Below are 17944 nucleotides of genomic sequence, written 5' to 3'. Positions count from 1 at the left end.
GGTATACTATACATAACGTATAGGAGTGGAGAGGTGACGATCATGAAAAAGAGGGTTGGAAAGAAGTTCTCTTCGGAAACAGAGATGCTTGTGAATTATCAATATGAAATCTATCCAAACGAAGAGCAAAGGAAAAAACTCGATACTTGGCTTCATTACTGTCGCCATCTTTATAACTCTGCCTTGATTGATAAGCATCGCATGTATCAGGAAGACAAGACAAACTATTCTCGTTACGATATGCAGAAGCAACTGGTCGTAGATAAGAAAAAATTTCCTTTCTTGAGCGAAGTCCCTTCTCAACCCCTTCAGGAGGTTTTCGTGCGGCTGGAAAAAGCATTCAATGGATTTTTCGACCAACGGTCTAAGTATCCAAAAATCAAGAAATACAAAGACTACAATAGCCTTACCTTTACCCAGTTCGGTTACAACAAGAAAGGAAATCGGATGGCTTTATCGTTCACGGAAGATGGGAAACTTTTCAATGGGAAAATTGGAACCGTTAACATCAAGATGCATCGTCCCATCGAAGGAGCCATCAAACAGGTTGTCATCAAGCGGAAAGGCGGTCGGTGGTTCGCTATTTTTAGCGTCGTAGGACAAGTGAAACCACAGACCCTTCGTATTTTAGAGGCTGTCGGCATCGATGTTGGCCTGAATAAGTACGCGGTCCTTTCTGATGGGACGGAAATTGAGAACCCACGCTATCTCCGGCAGGCTGAAAAGCAATTACGCAAAGCACAAAAGAAACTCTCCCGCATGACCCGTGGTTCCGCGAACTACAAACAGCAGGCGGCCAAAGTGGAGAAGCTTCACATGAAGGTTGCCAATCAACGGAAGGACTTTCTGCACAAGAAAAGTTACCGGATTGCGATCAACCACTCTGTTGTTTGCGTAGAAGACCTAAACATCCGTCAGATGGTCAGAAACCGTAAACTCTCGAAGTCTATTTCGGATGCAGGCTGGGGCATGTTCCGGAATATGCTTGGTTACAAATGCCGACGGAATGGCGGACTTCTTGTGAAGGTGATACCAGAATACACGACACAGGACTGTTCTTCCTGCAGAAACCGTGTGAAAAAGTCTCTGTCTGTACGCACCCATATCTGTATGAGATGTGGTGCTGTGTTAGGCAGAGACCATAATGCCGCCCGGAATATCTTAGCAAAGGGCCTAGAACAACTTCAGATAGCCTAGTATCCAATAAAACTGTAGGGCAAGGTCATGTCCGAACAGTATAACCAACGCCTGTGGAGATCATGTAAGACGGAATGGGGTTTCCTTCATTCCGCAAAGATCTGTGAACCAGGAAGCCCCTTCTTCAAGCAGTCTGTAGGGACTGGTAAGGAGGGGTCGTTCACTTATTCCCATATGTAGATTTTCAATTCATATGAAAAATCATCATATCCCCTAAAGTTCTCATCCCTAAAAAAGATTTTTTAAGTGGTTTATCAAGATGAGCTCTACACGCTTCTTCAATGAAATTAGGTTGTTCTTCCAACTGCTTAATAAGCATAGCCATTGATGGAGGTTGTTCTGTCCAATTCTCCGGTTTACTCCCTCCTGGGAACATTAAGTGATAAGGGATGGGCATTTGTCTCTCCTTATCAACAGCTGGAAACATCATGTTGTCCCAACCTACTAAAATATGCCCAGCATTCCAACGAATACTGTTATTATGACCAGAGGGAATTTGATCGACGACTTCCTCGGGAATTGTCCGTAGAAACTCAACCGTCCAGTTACGCCACATTTTCATTTGTTCAAATAATTGTTCTTCACTCATCAAACTCATTCCTTTTATATCAATTAAATATAGCGCTTTGTTCTACGTAATAACTACCACCCTTTTATTATACTTAAATTTTTAATGGTTAAATTATATATTTGTTAGTTTATTTCTATACTTGCGTCATTTCAGTTCAATATAAGAAAGATCTGGGAGTCCCCCAGATCTTTCCGATTTCCAGCTTTTATTTGTTTTCTAAGTCAGTAGTTCCACATTTCCCATTAATTCGATTAAACAATGATTAATTGGCTTCGTAACGCTCAAAGGCTTGCTTTTGAATTTCCATGTATTCCTCCAAGCCCATTTTTTCAATGTTTTTCACGAAGCTATCCCATTTATCAAAGGATTCTTCCCCAACAACAAATTTATCTTGCATTTCATCTACGTATTTTTCAATATCTGCAGAGAGAGAAGATAATTTTTTTGCCTCATCCTCCGTATAAGTGAATTGCGGCCATACTTCATCCAGTAAATAAGGTTCAACTTTTTGGGCAGCATCAATAGCTTGATCAGATCCTTCCGATCCATCAAAGTAGTCCTGCATCAAAATACCAGGTGCGCCAATCCCAACCCAGGCAAGATACTTAACAATTTCTTGCTCCTTCGTTAGTCCTTCGCTACTATTTGTAATCTTTTCCGCATACTTAAACTTCCCATCATCTGTTTCTTCATAGGTCTCACCTTCAACACCCATATAGAATAATCTTGATCCTTCATCACTATAGAAGTAATCAATCCATCTCATGGTCGCTGCAGGATCAGGATTTTCACTCGTTAAAATAAATTTTCCAATATGTCCTACTGGGTGCGCCACGTTGGACCATTTATGTTCCCCCTTCGGTCCTTCAAGTGGTAATCCACCGACATACTTTTCTCCTACATCTTTACCAAAAAGTTCTTCAGGTGCATAGAAAATCATGCTCGCATATTTGTCTTCTACTCCATTATTTAAAAATTGCGCCCAGTCAATCGTATAGATATTAGGTTCAATTAATTTTTCGGAATGCAATTTATTCATATATTGCAATAATTCCTTATAACTGTCTGTTATAGGGTAAAAACGGATATCTCCTGTTTCTGGATCTTTATCAATGTAGCTTCGTCCAGTTGTTCCAACTCCGAAAGCTCCCCGTAAATAATTCACCATTAAAGTTCCGTTATAAGAGCCATATGGAGTGATATCTGGATCTTCCGCTTTCACTTTCTTTAAGTATTGATAAAATTCCTCTGTGGATTCTGGCACTTTCATTCCATATTTATCCAATAGCTCAGAGTTATACCACATAAGTGGATGAGTTCTTACAGAAGTAAAATCTGGATCATGAATAACAGGCAATGAATATATTTTCCCATCCGGGAATGTGATCGCTTTGCGAATATCAGGATTTTCTTCCATTAGCTTTGTTAAATTAGGGGCATACTTTTCAATCAAATCATTTAACTCTAGAAAAGAGCCCTGCTGACCATATTTAAAAATATCTAGAGTAGGCATATTTGCTGCATAGAAAGCATCCGGCAAGGAACCACTGGCCAATGCTAGGTTTCGTTTTTCCTCGAGAGCCTCTGCATCATTCTGTTCCCACTCAACGTGAATATTTGTCATATCTTCATACGTATTCCAAATAAGAATATCATTCCAATTCTTTTGTGTATTGTTTGCCATTCCAGCAAACATCTTAAGTGTAATCGGTTCGTTGACGATCGGCATGCCTGTTTCGTTGAAATTTTCCGATGCCTCTTTTCCCTCATCCGTTGTGCCAGCTTTTTCTCCTGAATCCTTACTACATGCAACGAGGAACAGCAATAATGACACCATACACACATATGCTATCTTTTTCATTTTCAAAGAAAAAACCCCCTATATAGATTGTAAGTTTTAAAAAAGGGTAAAAACATTTCTATCAACGAATTACTTGCCGATCACCCCCTTAAATAAGGATTATCCCGTTAAAATAAAGCGTTTTCATAAAAAATACATTTAAAGAACTTTTTGTATAGCCTAGAGCATTTAATATAGATTAATTTCCCTTTCAATATTTTAAGCGTTTTCAAACAAGTCGTTATTTGAAATTACATTTTATTTATTAAGTACTTTTAACGTATTCCTCTTTCATTCAAATTACACTATCTCTATTTTTCTGTCAAGATATTTAATAAAAAAACAGTTTTCTAGATAAAGCAAAGCTATCTTCGACCATCGATGACTTATATTTTATCTTAGTATCGGCACCCCTCCTTAACTAGCAAAATATGTAGAATAGTTAAAGATTAAAATACAAAAAAGCGAAAATTGCGTTTTTTATTGTTCGCTGTGAAACATTTTTTATGGAAAGGCTGAGACATAGGTAAATCCTTAATCTCCGAGGACAAACAAGCATTCCCTTAGCTCTGGAAATATACGTAGACTACTGCTGCAAGACTCCAGAAAGCAAAGCGTAGCAGGTTTGCCACTCGCCCTTGAAAAACGAAGTATATTTCCGGAGCCGGGGAAACCTCTTCATATCAATTATTTTGATATCTTTTATAAGCAGTCTTTTGAATCTCCATATATTCAGCTAAGCCCATTTTTTCAATATTTTTTATAAAAGTATCCCATTTTTCAAAGGATTCTTCTCCTACAATGAATTTGTCTTGCATTTCATTCACATATTTTTCAATATCAGCTGATAGGGCTGCTAATTTTTCCGCTTCTTCATCCGTGTATGTGAAAGGTGGCCAAGCTTCGTCAATAAGGTACGGTTCAACCTTCATTGCCGCTTCTAAGGCCTGTGGAGCAGCCTCTGAACCATCAAAATAATCTTCTTTTAAAATTCCTGGGGCGCCAACTCCAAGCCAAGCTAAATAATTGGTGATTTTCTCATCCTTTGATATTCCATCTTCACTGTGAGTAATTTTATCTAAATATTTATAATCCCCATCATCCGTTACTTCATAGGTTTCTCCTTCTACTCCCATATAAAACAATCGAGAACCTTCATCACTATAGAAATAATCGACCCATCTAATTGTTGCAGCAGGGTTAGGATTTTCATTTGTTAGAACGAATTTGCCGATATGACCAACGGGATTCGCAAGCTGCGCAAACACTTGATCACCATTAGGACCTGCAAGCGGAAGACCGCCAACATAATTTTCACCAGCTTCCTCCCCGAACAGCTCAACTGGCGCATAGAAAACTGTACTTGCATATTTTTCATCTTTACCATTCGCTAAAAAACTTGCTAATTCAATGGTATAAATATTTTGCTCAATTAATTTCTCGCTATATAATTTGTGGATATATTCAAGCATGTCTTTATATTCATCCGTTATTGGATAGAAGCGAATGTCACCTGTTTCAGGATCTTTATCAATAAAACTGCGTCCTGTCGTGCCAACAGCAAAAGAGCCTCTCAACCAACCGATCAATCCATTCATATCTCTTCCACCAAATGGGGTGATATCAGGGATTTCCTTCTGGACGGCTTTGAGGAACTGATAAAATTCAGTTGTTGATTCAGGTATATCCATTCCTACTGCATCAAGCACTTCTTGATTAAAGCAGGGCAAGGGATGTGTCCTGACAGATATAAATTCAGGATCATGGATAACAGGCAGCGAATAGATTTTTCCATCTGGAAAAGTAATCGCCTTGCGAATCTCTGGGTTTTCCTCCATAAGTTTTTTCAAATTGGGCGCATATAGATCAATTAAGTCATTTAATTCTAGAAAAAGGCCTTGTTGACCATATTTAAACAAATCTAAAGTTGGCATATTCGCCGCATAAAAGACATCCGGGAGATTCCCTCCTGCTAAAGCTAGATTTCTTTTTTCATCACCCCCCTCCTGTGGTACCTGTTCCCAATCAATATGAACATTTGTCATTTCCTCGTACGTATTCCAAACTAAAATATCATCCCAATTTCTTTGTGTCTTAGCCGCCATTCCCGCAAACATTTTGATCGTAATTGGTTCATTGACAATCGGCATACCTGTCTCATTAAGATTTTCATCTGTGCCTACCTCAACTTGGTTGCCCTCTGTCTCTTTGCTACAAGCTGCTTGAAAGATAACCAGTAGAATCATGAGTGCATACAACCATTTTTTCATCCTATACTCCCCCTGCTTTTTGAATAAACTAGCCACTTTCTATCAACCTCACTATAATGTATTCGCTATTGGCTTTCTTATCACTTTTTCATCGCTAATAAAAAGCGGTAAATCCTCCAACATTAAATTCATTACAGTAAGAGCCCTATACCGGCCCACTAAAAAAAGAAGGGCGTCCAAAAAGTCAGTTCACTGCTTTTTTGGAAGCTCCTCCAATTCCTCTAGCTATTATTTAATTACTGTCTTTATATCTCTTAAACGCTTCATTTTCTATTTCCATTAAGCGATCTTTTCCCATTTTTTCGATTTGCTCGACAAAGCTGTTCCATTCACTAAAGGAGGTTCTCCCTGTGATAAACTCGGCTTCTTTTTCTGAAATAAATTGGGCAATGTCTTCTCCTACGGAAGATTTAAAGTTAATTTCTTCTTCCGTATAGTTAAATGCATTATATGTTTCCCCAATATAATCTTGCGCTTTTTCTGCTGCTTCTAAAGCATTAGGATGGGATTCAGACCCTTTAAAATACCATTCTTGGACATAACCTGGGTAACTTCCCCCATTCCAGCTAAAGTACTTCTCAATTGCTTGTGCGTAGGTAAGACCATCTGGGTTATCGGTAATTTCTTCTACATACTCAAGTTCTTTTTCGCCCTTTTTCTCAAAGGTTTCTCCTTCAACTCCCATAAAGTAGAAGGTTGCACCTTCATCACTAAAGAAATGATCCATCCAACGTACGGTTGCGGCAGGATGTTCATTTTTGTCTGTAATGGCAAAGGCTCCAACATGCACAATCGGCGTTTTTAATTGACTATACAGTTGATCACCATGCGGACCTTCCAATGCGCTTAAACCAATAAATCCATCTTTATCCATCACAGAACTTGGATTTGGTACAATCACAGATCCCAATAAGCCCTCTGCCCCTTTGGCATTTAATTGTCCACTCTCAATTTCGAAAATCTCCTTATCAATTAGGCCTTCACTATATAATGTATGGACATACTCCAAGACTTCCTTATATTTCGGATCTGTACGGTAAAAGCGGAGCTCATCCGTTTCAGGATCGAGGTCAATCAGTGGATGACCATTGCCCATATTTCCTAGCCCCCACGCTCCTTTTAATTGATATAGTAATGGACTAATTCCATTACCACTAAACGGAATTTCATCATCTTCGCCATTGCCATTTAAGTCCGTTTCTTTTACAGCTTTTAGATATTCGTAGAAATCCTCTGTTGTTTGTGGTTCATCCATATTTAATTCTTCCAACCATGGTTCGTACACCCATAATGGCGTTCCAATTAACATGGCGAGGAAGTTAGGATCATAATAGGAAGGAAAAGAATAGATATTCCCATCTGGCATTGTTAATCCTCTTTCCAAGTTAGGATCTTCCTCCATTAGTCTCTTTAAATTCGGCGCATATTCATCAATTAAATCATTCAAAGGAATAAACGTCCCCTGTTTGCCGTATTTATATAACTCTGAGGAAGATAAACGCGCTGAATAAAAGGCATCCGGATAGTCTCCCCCTGCCAAAACAACTCCCTTTTTTTCACTAAGTGTATCAAACGGATGCAATTCAAATTCTACATTCACATTCGTTTCTTCAGCATACTTCTTCCAAATCAATAAATCTTCGTATTGATCCGAATTGGAAGGATATTTCCCTGTAAAGAATTTCAAATCAATCGGCTCATCGACAATCGGAAACCCTTCTTTATTCAGCTCTTCATTTTCGCCAACTTCATTTGCGTCATTCCCAGCCTTATTATTACAGGCTGTTAACAAAAACATTATTATGACCAACGAGATAAAAAATATTTTTCTGACTCCCATTTTTTCACCCTCCATTTTAAAAACTATCCTTTTAAAGATCCAATCATGACGCCTTTGACAAAATATTTTTGCAATAATGGATATAGAATTAACATCGGCAAGCTGGCGACGACCACAACCGAGTATTTCAATCCTTCTAAATATTTAACATATTCTCCTTCTCCCAGACTCCCCATGTCAGCCATATTATCTTGAATAAGCATTTGTCGTAAAAAGAGCTGTAGAGGATATTTTTGCGAATCGGATAAATAAATCAACGCATCAAAGAAGGCATTCCAATGAGCAACACCATAAAACAAGGTCATAACCGCGATAATCGGCATCGAAAGAGGGAGCAAGATCCTCATTAAAAAGGTAATATTACTACAACCATCGATCGAGGCTGATTCTCTTATTTCTTCGGGGATATTTTGGAAAAATGTGCGCATAATGATCACGTTATACACGGAAACTGCATTCGGAATCACAATCGCCCATATTGTATTGACCATTCCTAAATCTTTGACAAGAAGATAGGTCGGAATCATCCCCCCACTAAAAAACATGGTAAAAACAAGGAAAGCAGTAATAGCTCCTCTCCCTAGAAAATCCTTTCTTGATAAGGGATACGCAATCATCGTCGATAAAGCAAGATTGATAGCTGTCCCAACAACCGTATAAATAATGGTGTTTTTGTAGCCAATCATAATCTTGTCATTCTGAAACACCTCTTTATAGGCTTGGAAGGTAATATCTTTCGGAAACAGCCAGACCTTCCCCTTCAAAATCATTTCAGGGTTGCTTAATGAAGCACTTAGTACATACACAAGTGGATAAAGCACAATGCAGGTAACAACGATCAAAATGATATAAGCAATGATCGTAAATATGCGGTCCCCTACACTTAGTTTTTTCATCATAAAACATCCGTCCTTTACATCGTTTACCAGAGACTAGTTTCATTTACTTTCTTGGAAATGAAATTCACCATCAAAAGCATAATAAAATTGATAATGGATTCAAATAATCCTACAGCCGCAGAATAACTATACTGAGCATCTATAATTCCGGTACGGTAAACGTGTGTAGCAATTACATCAGAGCTATTCATATTTAATTCATTTTGCATTAAGAATACTTTTTCAAAACCGACACCGAGTATTTTACCGGAGTGAAGAATTAAGAGAATAATAATCGTTGACTTAATCCCTGGTAAGTTGATGTGCCAGATCCTTCTTAATTTACTTGCCCCATCTACTTCAGCAGCATCATGCAATTGTGGATCAATGGCTGACAAAGCCGCTAGATAGATAATCGAGCTCCACCCCATTTCCTGCCATACTCCTGAAAACACATAGATGGATTTAAACCATTCTGGAGTTGTCATAAATGAAATCGGTTCTCCGCCAAATAAGACGATGAAATGATTCACAATCCCTTTGTCAGGAGAGAGAAATAACACAAGCATTCCGACCAATACAACAGTAGATAAAAAGTGAGGGGCATAGGTAACCGTTTGGACAAATTTCCTAGAATGTTTTTGCCTCACTTCATTAATGAGTAAGGCCAAAATAATCGGAATAGGAAATCCCACTACCAATTGGTAAAGGCCAATTAATAAAGTATTTTTGATTAATCTCCAAAAATAATAACTATCAAAGAAACGTTTAAAATGTTCAAACCCGATCCATGGACTCCCCGTGATACCCGATGAAGCAATAAAATCTTTAAAAGCAATTTGTACGCCATACATGGGGAAGTACTTAAAAATCAGAAAGTATAAAATAACGGGAAGTGCCAATAAATATAAATCCCAATTTTTTTTTATAGATTTAATGTACCTGTTTTGCTTACTGGGTTGAATTTTGGCTTCCGCTGTTTTCAGATTCAACCTATTCACCTCCCTATATAGTTCATCACTCATTCGCCATTTTTCTACGCTCAAACATGCTATAATTCACTCGCATTCGCTAAATGCCCGCCATCTACAACAATCGTTGTGCCCGTAATATACGAAGCTTCCTCTGAGACAAGAAACAAGACTGTATTAGCTACTTCACGGACTGTTCCCAATCTCTTCATCGGTGTTCGATTTGTTAAGCTTAAAGTGTTATCGTCCATTTTTAATTCCGTATCTAAAGGGGTTTCGATAAACCCAGGTGCTACCGCATTGACCCGAATTTGATATTCAGCTAACTCTACAGCCATCGATTGTGTAAGTAAATTCACCCCTGCTTTGGATGAATTATAATGAGCTAATTGTGAACCTGCCGCAAGCCCATTTTTCGACCCCATATTCACGATAGAGCCTTGCGTATTTTGCTCCACCATCTTTTGGGCAATCAGTTGTCCCAGGCGAAACATGGATGTAAGATTCACCTCAAGAATTTTAGACCAATTAGAGATTGGCATTTCTAGAAAGGGTTCACGTTTTGCGATCCCTGCGTTATTGACAAGAATATCAATCTTTCCATGCCGCTCCCATGCTGACTCTGCAGCCGATTTCGTTTGGATTTCATTCGCTATATCACATACGAAATAATCGACACACCCATATTTTTCATAAAACTCTTTATAGGTTTCCTCTAATTCCCTTTCTTTTCTATCAAGCAGGATTACATTCGCACCCTCCTCTAAAAACAACTCCGCAATTCCTTTTCCAATTCCACGAGCACTCCCTGTGACTAAAGCACTTTTTCCAAGTAACCGCATGATTTAATTCTCCTTAAAACCAATAAATTGTTTGATGATGTCCAAATAGATTTTTGCGGTTTTTTCTAACTCAACTATTTCGACATATTCGATTTCTGCATGGGCCCTTTCTTGATTAGGACCTGCACAAACAGTTGGTACCCCTAATGCTTGAACAAAAATACCCGCATCTGTAACCAATTTTTTGCCCACAAATGGTGGAGTGATTCCTCGGTATTTTTCGATCGCTCTTTTAAGACATTGAAGAATTTCAGTATCCTTTAGGATCGCATATCCATCCCGCACTTTTTTCATATCAAGTGAAATATCAATATGACTTTCTGCAGATATCCTCTCTAGTATTTCTGTTAGTTCTTTCTTCACTTCTTCAAAGCTTTGTGATGGACCATAACGACGAACACCCGTAAGATAAGCATACTTTGGCATTTGATTATAGAATTCACCGCTCTCTGCCTTCCCTATGAAATAGGAGCCATAGCCGACATCCGCAAATATCTGCTTTTTCACATTTTCGTTTTGTCGTTTCACTTCTTCTATGACCTTTCCCATAACCGTAATGGGATGAGGCGTTGTTTCATCGGTGAACAGTTGATGAGTTGGCTTTCCTTCTCTGGCAATGGTGATGTCAAAGGTTGCCGATCCCATTTGTGCAATGGTACAATCCTCGGTTGCTCCTTCCATCACCACAGCAGCATCCGCCTTTACATTCGTGTTCTTTAATAACGCTTCAAGGTCCTCACCTCTACCACCCGGACTTTCATGAAGACTATTGGCGATAATGATAATTTCCCCATCTAATTCCTGATCCGATAGAGAAATTGCTCGTATCACTTCTAAAATCGTAGCAAGGGAGCCTTTCATATCGCATGTTCCTCGCCCATAAATTTTCCCTTTTTCTATATAGGGCGCATCATGTTCTAAAGGGATCACATCCATATGTCCATTAAAGATAAGCTTTCTTCCATGGTTGGAAGAACCAAATTTCGCAACTAAAGTGGGGTTATTCTGAATAAATTCATATTTTTCTACTGAACAGCCAGCCTCTTCTAATAAAGTCGCATAAGCATTCGCTATTTCTCTTGTATCGCCTGTCACACTTTCAATATTGACAAGATCTACTGTGTTCTTCGTAAGGCGGTCCATATCAATTAATTGCACTTTGTGAAGACCCTCCTATCTATTTTCATGTAGTTCTTTTTTATTTTTACTAGACAGATAAGGCATTTCGATCATTTTTCCTTCTGTCATGATTGACTCTTCAGACAAGATTCCTGGCAATGTCATCTCAAGGGCTTGATGAATATTAATCGGGACTGGCTTATCTTCCTTGATAGCCGTTAAAAAGTCAGTGACCATTAAATAATCTCCACCCCAATGATTTTTTCGATTAGGAATATCTTCCAATTTAAATGGTAGATATTCATCATAAAAGTCGGATAGAGGAAGCCATTCCTCACTATGTTTTGCATACCCTTCAATCCAAACGAGCGGTTCTTGATTCTTTGATCTAGCTGCTTCGTAACAGCCTTTCGTCCCTTGCAGTGAATAATAATTCATTTGATGCGGACGATTTGATAATAAATCTAAACGAATACGAATCATCGCTCCACTTCCCGTTTTGCAAAGCATGGTGGTTGTATCATCATGAGTGTAGCCTGGATATCTTGAAGCACCAGAGCCAACACAATAAATTCCTGCTATTTTCTCATCCATCCATTGTAAAACAGGTCCTAGACTATGAGTTCCATAAGTAATGCCCGCACGTCCTACCTGCATTTTTTTCCTCCAGGTTTCTTTACCTTGTTCATCATGATGCAATGCGCGGACATTATGTACATACTCGCCCTCCGCATAATAAATATCACCGAATAATCCAGCTGCAACCATATTTTTTATACAGATATTTTCTGGAATATAACAATAATTTTCTCCCAGCATATACTGGGCCTGACTATTTTGGGCTGCCTCTAAAAGGGCTTGACATTCCTCTACTGTTGTAGCTGCTGTGACCTCTGATAATACATGAATATTTTTATTTAATGCGGCAATCGCTTGCTGAGCATGGTATTGCATCGGCGAAGCAATCACGACGATATCGAGATCGCATTCTAGTAATTGATCATATTCTGTATACAAGAAGGGGACTGCCGTAAATTCGTCCAGCACCTTTTGATCCGGATCCATAATTGCCACCACTTCTACTCCCTCATGGCGGGAAAATTCCTGATAAAATACCTTTCCTCTCTTCCCGCCAGCAATTCCTACTTTTAAATTCATTTCATTGTTTCACTCCTTTAGGTGCGTGCTCAAAGAGGATAAAAAGGGCCAAGTCAGCAACATCAACACTAGTACATCCTGTCCATCGAAAGTTCAAGGCGGACTTGTGCTTGTTGTCATGAATTCGACGTTCGACACAGGACATATCGCTACTTAGTCGCAGGTCCTCTAACACAAAGTGTCCATTTTCAGCGGACTTTTTGAACATCCTTTTTAAAGAGAGGGCTTTCATTTCCCTGCTTGCACACTTCCATTTACTTGACTTGCAATCTCTTTTCCCATCCATCTCTGAACAATGGTAGAAAGTGACTTTGATGGTAAGGATGTTCCTTAGCCAGTTCTAAATTTAAATCTGTCCCCCAGCCTGGTCCATCGGGAAATTGAATATAGCCATCTACTACTTCAATGGACTGAGTTAATATCTGCTGGGTCCAATCCTTATTGAAATCGTCAAAAACTTCATGCAGATAAAAGTTTGGAGTTGCTGTATTCAAATGAGCGCATACTAATGAACAAAGAGGTCCCTGTGCACTATGTGGTGCGATTACTCCATTATGAGCGTGAACCATAGCTGCAACTTGCTTTGCCTGTGAGATGCCCAAGTATTGAGGTTCCAATTGAATAATATGAACTGCATTGTGGTCCAATAGTTCCGCAAATTGCTCTCTGCAATAATAATCTTCACCACAAGCAATCGGTACTGGACTTCTTTTTCCAACCTCTACCATAGAAGAAATTTTCTGCGGTGGCACTGGAGCCTCAAACCAACTTGGTTGATATTTTTTCATTGCTTCTGCAAATTGAAGGGCTGTTGATACATTAAAGCGATTATGTCCTTCTATTAAAATATCAACTTCATCTCCGACTGCTTCTCTTACTGCCGCAATAATTTCTAAGGCTAACCCGAAATCCTTTCGATCCACGACTCGCCAAGCTGATCCAAACGGATCAAATTTCAAAGCCGTATAACCTTTTTCAATCACTCGTTTGGCATCGTGATAAAAACCATCGGGACTTCTCTCAGATCGATACCAGCCATTGGCATATGCTCGTAGATTTTTTTGAGCTTTTCCCCCAATCAATTGGTAGACCGGTACATTTAAGGCTTTCCCCATGATATCCCAGCAAGCGTATTCGATCCCGGCTAAGGCCGCCCCTTGTATTTGTCCGCCATCGGAATAATAATCCCGAAACAAACGAAGCGTATGCTGTTCGACATCAAAGGGATCTTCCCCAATTACCAGTCTTTTTAATTCATGAATGGCGGCCTCTGTTGTTTTGGCAAATCCATTTAAAGTAGCCTCTCCAAGCCCCGTTATGCCTTCATCTGTTTCAACTTGCGTAAATACCCAATTTTTCCACTCATTTCCAACCACATACGTTTTTACATCTGTAATTTTCATGATAAGCTCCCTCCTTTATATACTGTCCTAGCGCAAAGCATGGGGATCATTAAGGTTTGTAAACCATTTCAGGAAGTGCTGTCGAAAAGTTCCGATCACCGATGCCTCTTAAACTAGTTTTTTCAAGACTGATTCTGCAATTTCTAGCGTGACATCAATCTGTTCCTGCGTATGACTATAGCTAATGTGATTACGTTTTAGATTCATAGGCATTTTAAAAATACCTCTTTTAATGAGTTCCTGACGATATTGAACATAGAGTTTCTCATTATTTTCTTTTAAATCATCATAATTCTTAGGTTCAAAATTCATAAAATAAGTTGTAAAAACTGAGCCGAAACCTGCAACAAATGTTTCGATTCCCAATCTATTGTGAATGTCCTCTAAACCATTTCGCATTCGATCGCCTAACCCGAAAATATGTTCATGAACTGGTTCTTTTTCCATTACTTCAATGGTTGCGAGTGACGCAGCCGTACCAACAGCATGCCCGTTATATGTACCAGCAAACCATACATCTCCACCTGGTTTTGTATTATACCGTTCCATATATTCCTTTTTTCCTGCTACCGCTGCAATGGGAAATCCATTGGCCATTGCTTTTCCTAATGTTGTCAAATCAGGTGTCACACCAGCTATTTTTTGGAAGCCACCAAGATCATGACGAAATCCAGTAATTACCTCATCAAAAATTAATAATGCGTTATATTTATTTGTTAACTCTCTTAATCCTGCTAAGAATCCTGTTTCTGGGAGCACACAACCGATATTATGAGGGATAGGCTCGACAATGATGGCGGCAACCTCCCCTTTATTCTCTTCTAATGTCTGTTCCACATCCTCCAAATCATTAAAGCGGCAAACTAATGTATGATCAATAGCCTCATCTAACATTCCTGCAGATCCTGGATCTCTTTTTCCGATCATATCCCAGCTGCTTAACATATTTCTAGCAACATAGTCATGCCAACCATGGTAGCAACCTTGGAATTTAATAATTTTGCTTTTTTCTGTTATCGCTCTTGACAGTCTTATCGCATGATAAGTCGCTTCAGAGCCAGAATTACAAAATAACGATTGTTCAGCAGATGGAATATGTTTATTCAATTTTTCTGCAAGCTGAATTTCAAGGTCAGTTGTTCCTACTCCATATAGATCAGTCCGGTTAAGAGCTTCGATTACCTTTCCATTTACCTTTGGATCGTTATGCCCCAATATATATGGTCCAAAAGCAGATTGATAATCAATATACCGATTGTCATCTGCATCATATATGTAAGCGCCCTCAGATTTTGTAAAAATTAAATGTGGTTCAACATTACGGATAGAAGTATGAACACCTCCCGGGGTGAACTCATTCGCTCTCTTATATAATTCCTGACTTTTTACATTAAGCATTTCTCTCTCTCCCTTCAAAAAGTATGACTATTCAATTAAAAATTCCGTATTTAGATAATATATTCAATAGATTGAATTGTCAACACTCTAATCTTAAATTATCCGTAAAAAACAGATAAGTAAGCCCCTTAATTCAGTATATTGAATAAAAATCATAAAAATGATATTCTTTATTTATGCAAATAGAAAGGAGAGCACTATGTCGAAGCAAAAAGAATATTCAGTTCCTGCAATTGAAAGAGCCATCATGATTTTAAATGCACTAAGCGATAGGGAAATGACCATTCATGAAATTCATAGTGAATTAGGCATTCCCAAAACAACAGCCTTTGTGATTTTAAATACTTTGGAGAAGCATCATCTAATTGACAAAAAAAACGATGGTACCTTCTGTTTAGGACACCAAACGTTTCAATGGGGAATGAGTTATTACAACCGAATTGATTTGGTCAAAATTGCCCATCCCTTAATCGAGCAATTAGTGAAAAACACCCCATATACGGCTCATTTAGCTGTATTAAGCGATAATCAGCCTATTTATATTGATAAAGCAGAAGGAAATGGCTTTGTCCGCTTTGCTACATCCATTGGTCAACGCCTCCCTCTTCTATCTTCTGGTGTCGGGAAAGCGTTAGCTCCACTTTTTTCGGAGGATGAACTGGAAAATATCCTTGTAAAGGAAAAGAAAAAAAAGCAGCACATAGCAAATTTAAAAGACGAACTGAACTTCCTAAAACAAAATGGCTATGCCATAGAGGATGAGGAAATGGAGGAGGGGATTCGCTGTCTAGCTGCACCTGTTTATGGATTAAGAGGAAATATTATGGCCTCTATTAGTATTACAGCTCTTTCTCGAGATTTACCAGCTGTTAAGTTTCCTGAATGGGGAGAAAAAGCGAAGACAACTGCGACAGAGATTTCTCACCAGCTTGGATTCTATGAGACTAAAGAAACTCAAACCTAAAATGGAGAGGTGATCAAATGAAACTAGTAAAATTTGAAATTGCAGAAAATCAACTTATCGGAGTAATTGTCGATAATACAGTTATTGATATACATGCCGCATATCATCATTATGCTGAGGTAAAGGCGAAGGAGCATTTGAACCAAGAAGCACTTCCAATCAATTTGCTTGATTTTCTACAAACAGGAAATGAGACTTTGAGACTGGTCCAATCTATTAGCGATTATGTTTTACAAAATGACGTAGAGGATTCTTCATATAAAATCTTTTATTCACTAAGTGAGGTCACCATTTGTGCCCCACTTCATAATCCTGAAAAGATTATTTGTGTTGGTTTAAATTATCTTGACCATTGTAAAGAAACCGGCATGGAAATCCCAACATCACCGATTATTTTTTCAAAATTTACAAATGCACTAATCGGTCCAAACGAAAGTGTACAACTTCCTATAAATTCCCAGGAGGTTGATTATGAGGCCGAATTAGCTGTGATCATAGGAAAAACAGCAAAAAAGGTAAAAGAAGAAGATGCCATGGACTATGTTTTTGGCTACACAATTTTAAATGATATAAGTGCCAGAGATATCCAACTAGGGGATGGACAATGGCTCAGAGGGAAAACACCAGATACCTTTGCGCCAATAGGACCATACATTGTAACAAAAGATGAAATCGCTGACCCTCACCATTTAGATATTATGTTAAAACTAAATGGAGAAGTTATGCAAGACTCCAATACCGAAAATTTAATCTTTAACATACCATTTATCATATCGTACCTTTCTCAATCCATGACTCTAAAACCCGGAGATATTATTGCGACAGGAACCCCTCATGGAGTTGGCATGTCACGTGAACCCCAAGTATGGCTAAAAGACGGCGATGAAATGGAGATTACAATTGAAAAAATCGGCACACTTCTTAACCCTGTAGAGAATGATAATGAGCCAAGCAAATGTTCCTGAAACGAAGAAGGATTATTTTGCGGAACGTCGGTTAAAGGCTCGACGTTCTGTCGAAACACCGATGGGGCTGTCCAGAAAGCCAGTGAAAACTGAGCTTTTCTGTGACAGCCTTCTTCCAGGCATGAAAAAGTTGGTGTGCGGTTCCCGGTTGCCTTCCGTTCCGGGGCAAGGCTTGAGCTTCCTCAGTCGCTGCGCGCCTTGCGGGATCTCAAGGCCATGCTTGTCCCGCAGGAGTCGGCCCCTGCACTCCAAGCAACGGCTAGGCAGACGAACGGAAATCGATGAGCTTTCCCAACCGAATAAATAGAAAAAATCGCTTCCTTTAGTAGAATGGATTTACCACAACAACATCCAAAGGAGCGATTTTTTATGTGCAATCCGAAGCCTGCTACTGAAGGATAATTGGCTTTTTTCGTTAGAGATGGAAGAGATAGTCTGTGAACGGCCGAAACGCAAGCTTGCTCCTGTATTCCGCCCTTACAACAACCGCCCTCGATGTCCAACCCAACATAAGCAAATTATCTACAA

Annotated in this window: 14 protein-coding genes; 3 read left to right on the top strand and 11 right to left on the bottom strand. The window is 39.0% G+C overall.

From position 1 onward, the window contains the following. Positions 1 to 84: 84 nt before the first annotated feature. On the top strand, positions 85 to 1197 hold the full coding sequence (locus KI375_RS05385) for an RNA-guided endonuclease InsQ/TnpB family protein (protein ID WP_212972785.1): 1113 nt from the start codon (positions 85 to 87) through the stop codon (positions 1195 to 1197). Positions 1198 to 1381: 184 nt separating this feature from the next. On the opposite strand, the gene KI375_RS05380 is transcribed toward KI375_RS05385, so the two are convergent. The 11 genes from KI375_RS05380 to KI375_RS05330 all read right to left on the bottom strand — a co-directional run bounded on the left by KI375_RS05380 (position 1382) and on the right by KI375_RS05330 (position 15487). Further along, complete coding sequence (locus KI375_RS05380) at positions 1382 to 1786, bottom strand: DinB family protein (protein WP_244852309.1); 405 nt, start codon at positions 1784 to 1786, stop codon at positions 1382 to 1384. Positions 1787 to 2030: 244 nt separating this feature from the next. Next, positions 2031 to 3629: an extracellular solute-binding protein gene (locus tag KI375_RS05375; RefSeq protein WP_244852373.1), complete on the bottom strand. Its 1599-nt coding sequence runs from the start codon at positions 3627 to 3629 to the stop codon at positions 2031 to 2033. Between the two features lie 662 nt (positions 3630 to 4291). Beyond that, positions 4292 to 5878: a type 2 periplasmic-binding domain-containing protein gene (locus KI375_RS05370; RefSeq protein WP_212972506.1), complete on the bottom strand. Its 1587-nt coding sequence runs from the start codon at positions 5876 to 5878 to the stop codon at positions 4292 to 4294. Positions 5879 to 6110: 232 nt separating this feature from the next. Further along, positions 6111 to 7718 (bottom strand): extracellular solute-binding protein, encoded by a 1608-nt coding sequence (locus KI375_RS05365; RefSeq protein WP_212972505.1) that lies wholly within the window; start codon positions 7716 to 7718, stop codon positions 6111 to 6113. Positions 7719 to 7741: 23 nt separating this feature from the next. Further along, positions 7742 to 8614: a carbohydrate ABC transporter permease gene (locus KI375_RS05360; RefSeq protein ID WP_212972784.1), complete on the bottom strand. Its 873-nt coding sequence runs from the start codon at positions 8612 to 8614 to the stop codon at positions 7742 to 7744. Positions 8615 to 8640: 26 nt separating this feature from the next. After that, positions 8641 to 9588 (bottom strand): ABC transporter permease, encoded by a 948-nt coding sequence (locus tag KI375_RS05355; RefSeq protein WP_244852306.1) that lies wholly within the window; start codon positions 9586 to 9588, stop codon positions 8641 to 8643. Positions 9589 to 9647: 59 nt separating this feature from the next. Next, positions 9648 to 10409, bottom strand: a complete 762-nt coding sequence (locus tag KI375_RS05350; RefSeq protein ID WP_212972503.1) for an SDR family NAD(P)-dependent oxidoreductase — start codon at positions 10407 to 10409, stop codon at positions 9648 to 9650. Between the two features lie 3 nt (positions 10410 to 10412). Continuing rightward, the gene (locus KI375_RS05345) at positions 10413 to 11567 is read right to left on the bottom strand and encodes a M20 family metallopeptidase (RefSeq protein WP_212972502.1); all 1155 of its coding nucleotides are present in this window, start codon (positions 11565 to 11567) and stop codon (positions 10413 to 10415) included. A gap of 15 nt (positions 11568 to 11582) precedes the next feature. Continuing rightward, complete coding sequence (locus tag KI375_RS05340; RefSeq protein WP_212972501.1) at positions 11583 to 12686, bottom strand: Gfo/Idh/MocA family protein; 1104 nt, start codon at positions 12684 to 12686, stop codon at positions 11583 to 11585. 254 nt (positions 12687 to 12940) lie between these two features. After that, positions 12941 to 14089, bottom strand: coding sequence for a mandelate racemase/muconate lactonizing enzyme family protein (locus KI375_RS05335; protein WP_212972500.1), 1149 nt, complete (start codon positions 14087 to 14089; stop codon positions 12941 to 12943). 108 nt (positions 14090 to 14197) lie between these two features. Next, positions 14198 to 15487: an aspartate aminotransferase family protein gene (locus KI375_RS05330; protein WP_212972499.1), complete on the bottom strand. Its 1290-nt coding sequence runs from the start codon at positions 15485 to 15487 to the stop codon at positions 14198 to 14200. Between the two features lie 199 nt (positions 15488 to 15686). Between KI375_RS05330 and KI375_RS05325 the strand changes: the two genes are divergently transcribed. Both KI375_RS05325 and KI375_RS05320 read left to right on the top strand, forming a co-directional pair. Further along, entirely contained in the window at positions 15687 to 16451 is a 765-nt protein-coding gene (locus KI375_RS05325) for an IclR family transcriptional regulator (protein WP_212972498.1), read from the top strand. Positions 16452 to 16468: 17 nt separating this feature from the next. Next, positions 16469 to 17416, top strand: a complete 948-nt coding sequence (locus tag KI375_RS05320; protein WP_212972497.1) for a fumarylacetoacetate hydrolase family protein — start codon at positions 16469 to 16471, stop codon at positions 17414 to 17416. Positions 17417 to 17944 lie beyond the last annotated feature (528 nt).

It is taken from the genome of Bacillus sp. J14TS2, from assembly GCF_018333015.1.
Lineage (GTDB): Bacteria > Bacillota > Bacilli > Bacillales > Bacillaceae_C > Lederbergia.
Note: the sequence above shows the minus strand (reverse complement) of the source record. Positions and strands in the feature narration are given on the sequence as shown.

Coding starts and splice junctions, on each gene's coding strand:
- KI375_RS05385 (WP_212972785.1), top strand. CDS start 85: ATGCTTGTGAATTATCAATATGAAATCTATCCAAACGAAGAGCAAAGG.
- KI375_RS05380 (WP_244852309.1), bottom strand. CDS start 1,786: ATGAGTGAAGAACAATTATTTGAACAAATGAAAATGTGGCGTAACTGG.
- KI375_RS05375 (WP_244852373.1), bottom strand. CDS start 3,629: ATGAAAAAGATAGCATATGTGTGTATGGTGTCATTATTGCTGTTCCTC.
- KI375_RS05370 (WP_212972506.1), bottom strand. CDS start 5,878: ATGAAAAAATGGTTGTATGCACTCATGATTCTACTGGTTATCTTTCAA.
- KI375_RS05365 (WP_212972505.1), bottom strand. CDS start 7,718: ATGGGAGTCAGAAAAATATTTTTTATCTCGTTGGTCATAATAATGTTT.
- KI375_RS05360 (WP_212972784.1), bottom strand. CDS start 8,614: ATGAAAAAACTAAGTGTAGGGGACCGCATATTTACGATCATTGCTTAT.
- KI375_RS05350 (WP_212972503.1), bottom strand. CDS start 10,409: ATGCGGTTACTTGGAAAAAGTGCTTTAGTCACAGGGAGTGCTCGTGGA.
- KI375_RS05340 (WP_212972501.1), bottom strand. CDS start 12,686: ATGAATTTAAAAGTAGGAATTGCTGGCGGGAAGAGAGGAAAGGTATTT.
- KI375_RS05335 (WP_212972500.1), bottom strand. CDS start 14,089: ATGAAAATTACAGATGTAAAAACGTATGTGGTTGGAAATGAGTGGAAA.
- KI375_RS05330 (WP_212972499.1), bottom strand. CDS start 15,487: ATGCTTAATGTAAAAAGTCAGGAATTATATAAGAGAGCGAATGAGTTC.
- KI375_RS05325 (WP_212972498.1), top strand. CDS start 15,687: ATGTCGAAGCAAAAAGAATATTCAGTTCCTGCAATTGAAAGAGCCATC.
- KI375_RS05320 (WP_212972497.1), top strand. CDS start 16,469: ATGAAACTAGTAAAATTTGAAATTGCAGAAAATCAACTTATCGGAGTA.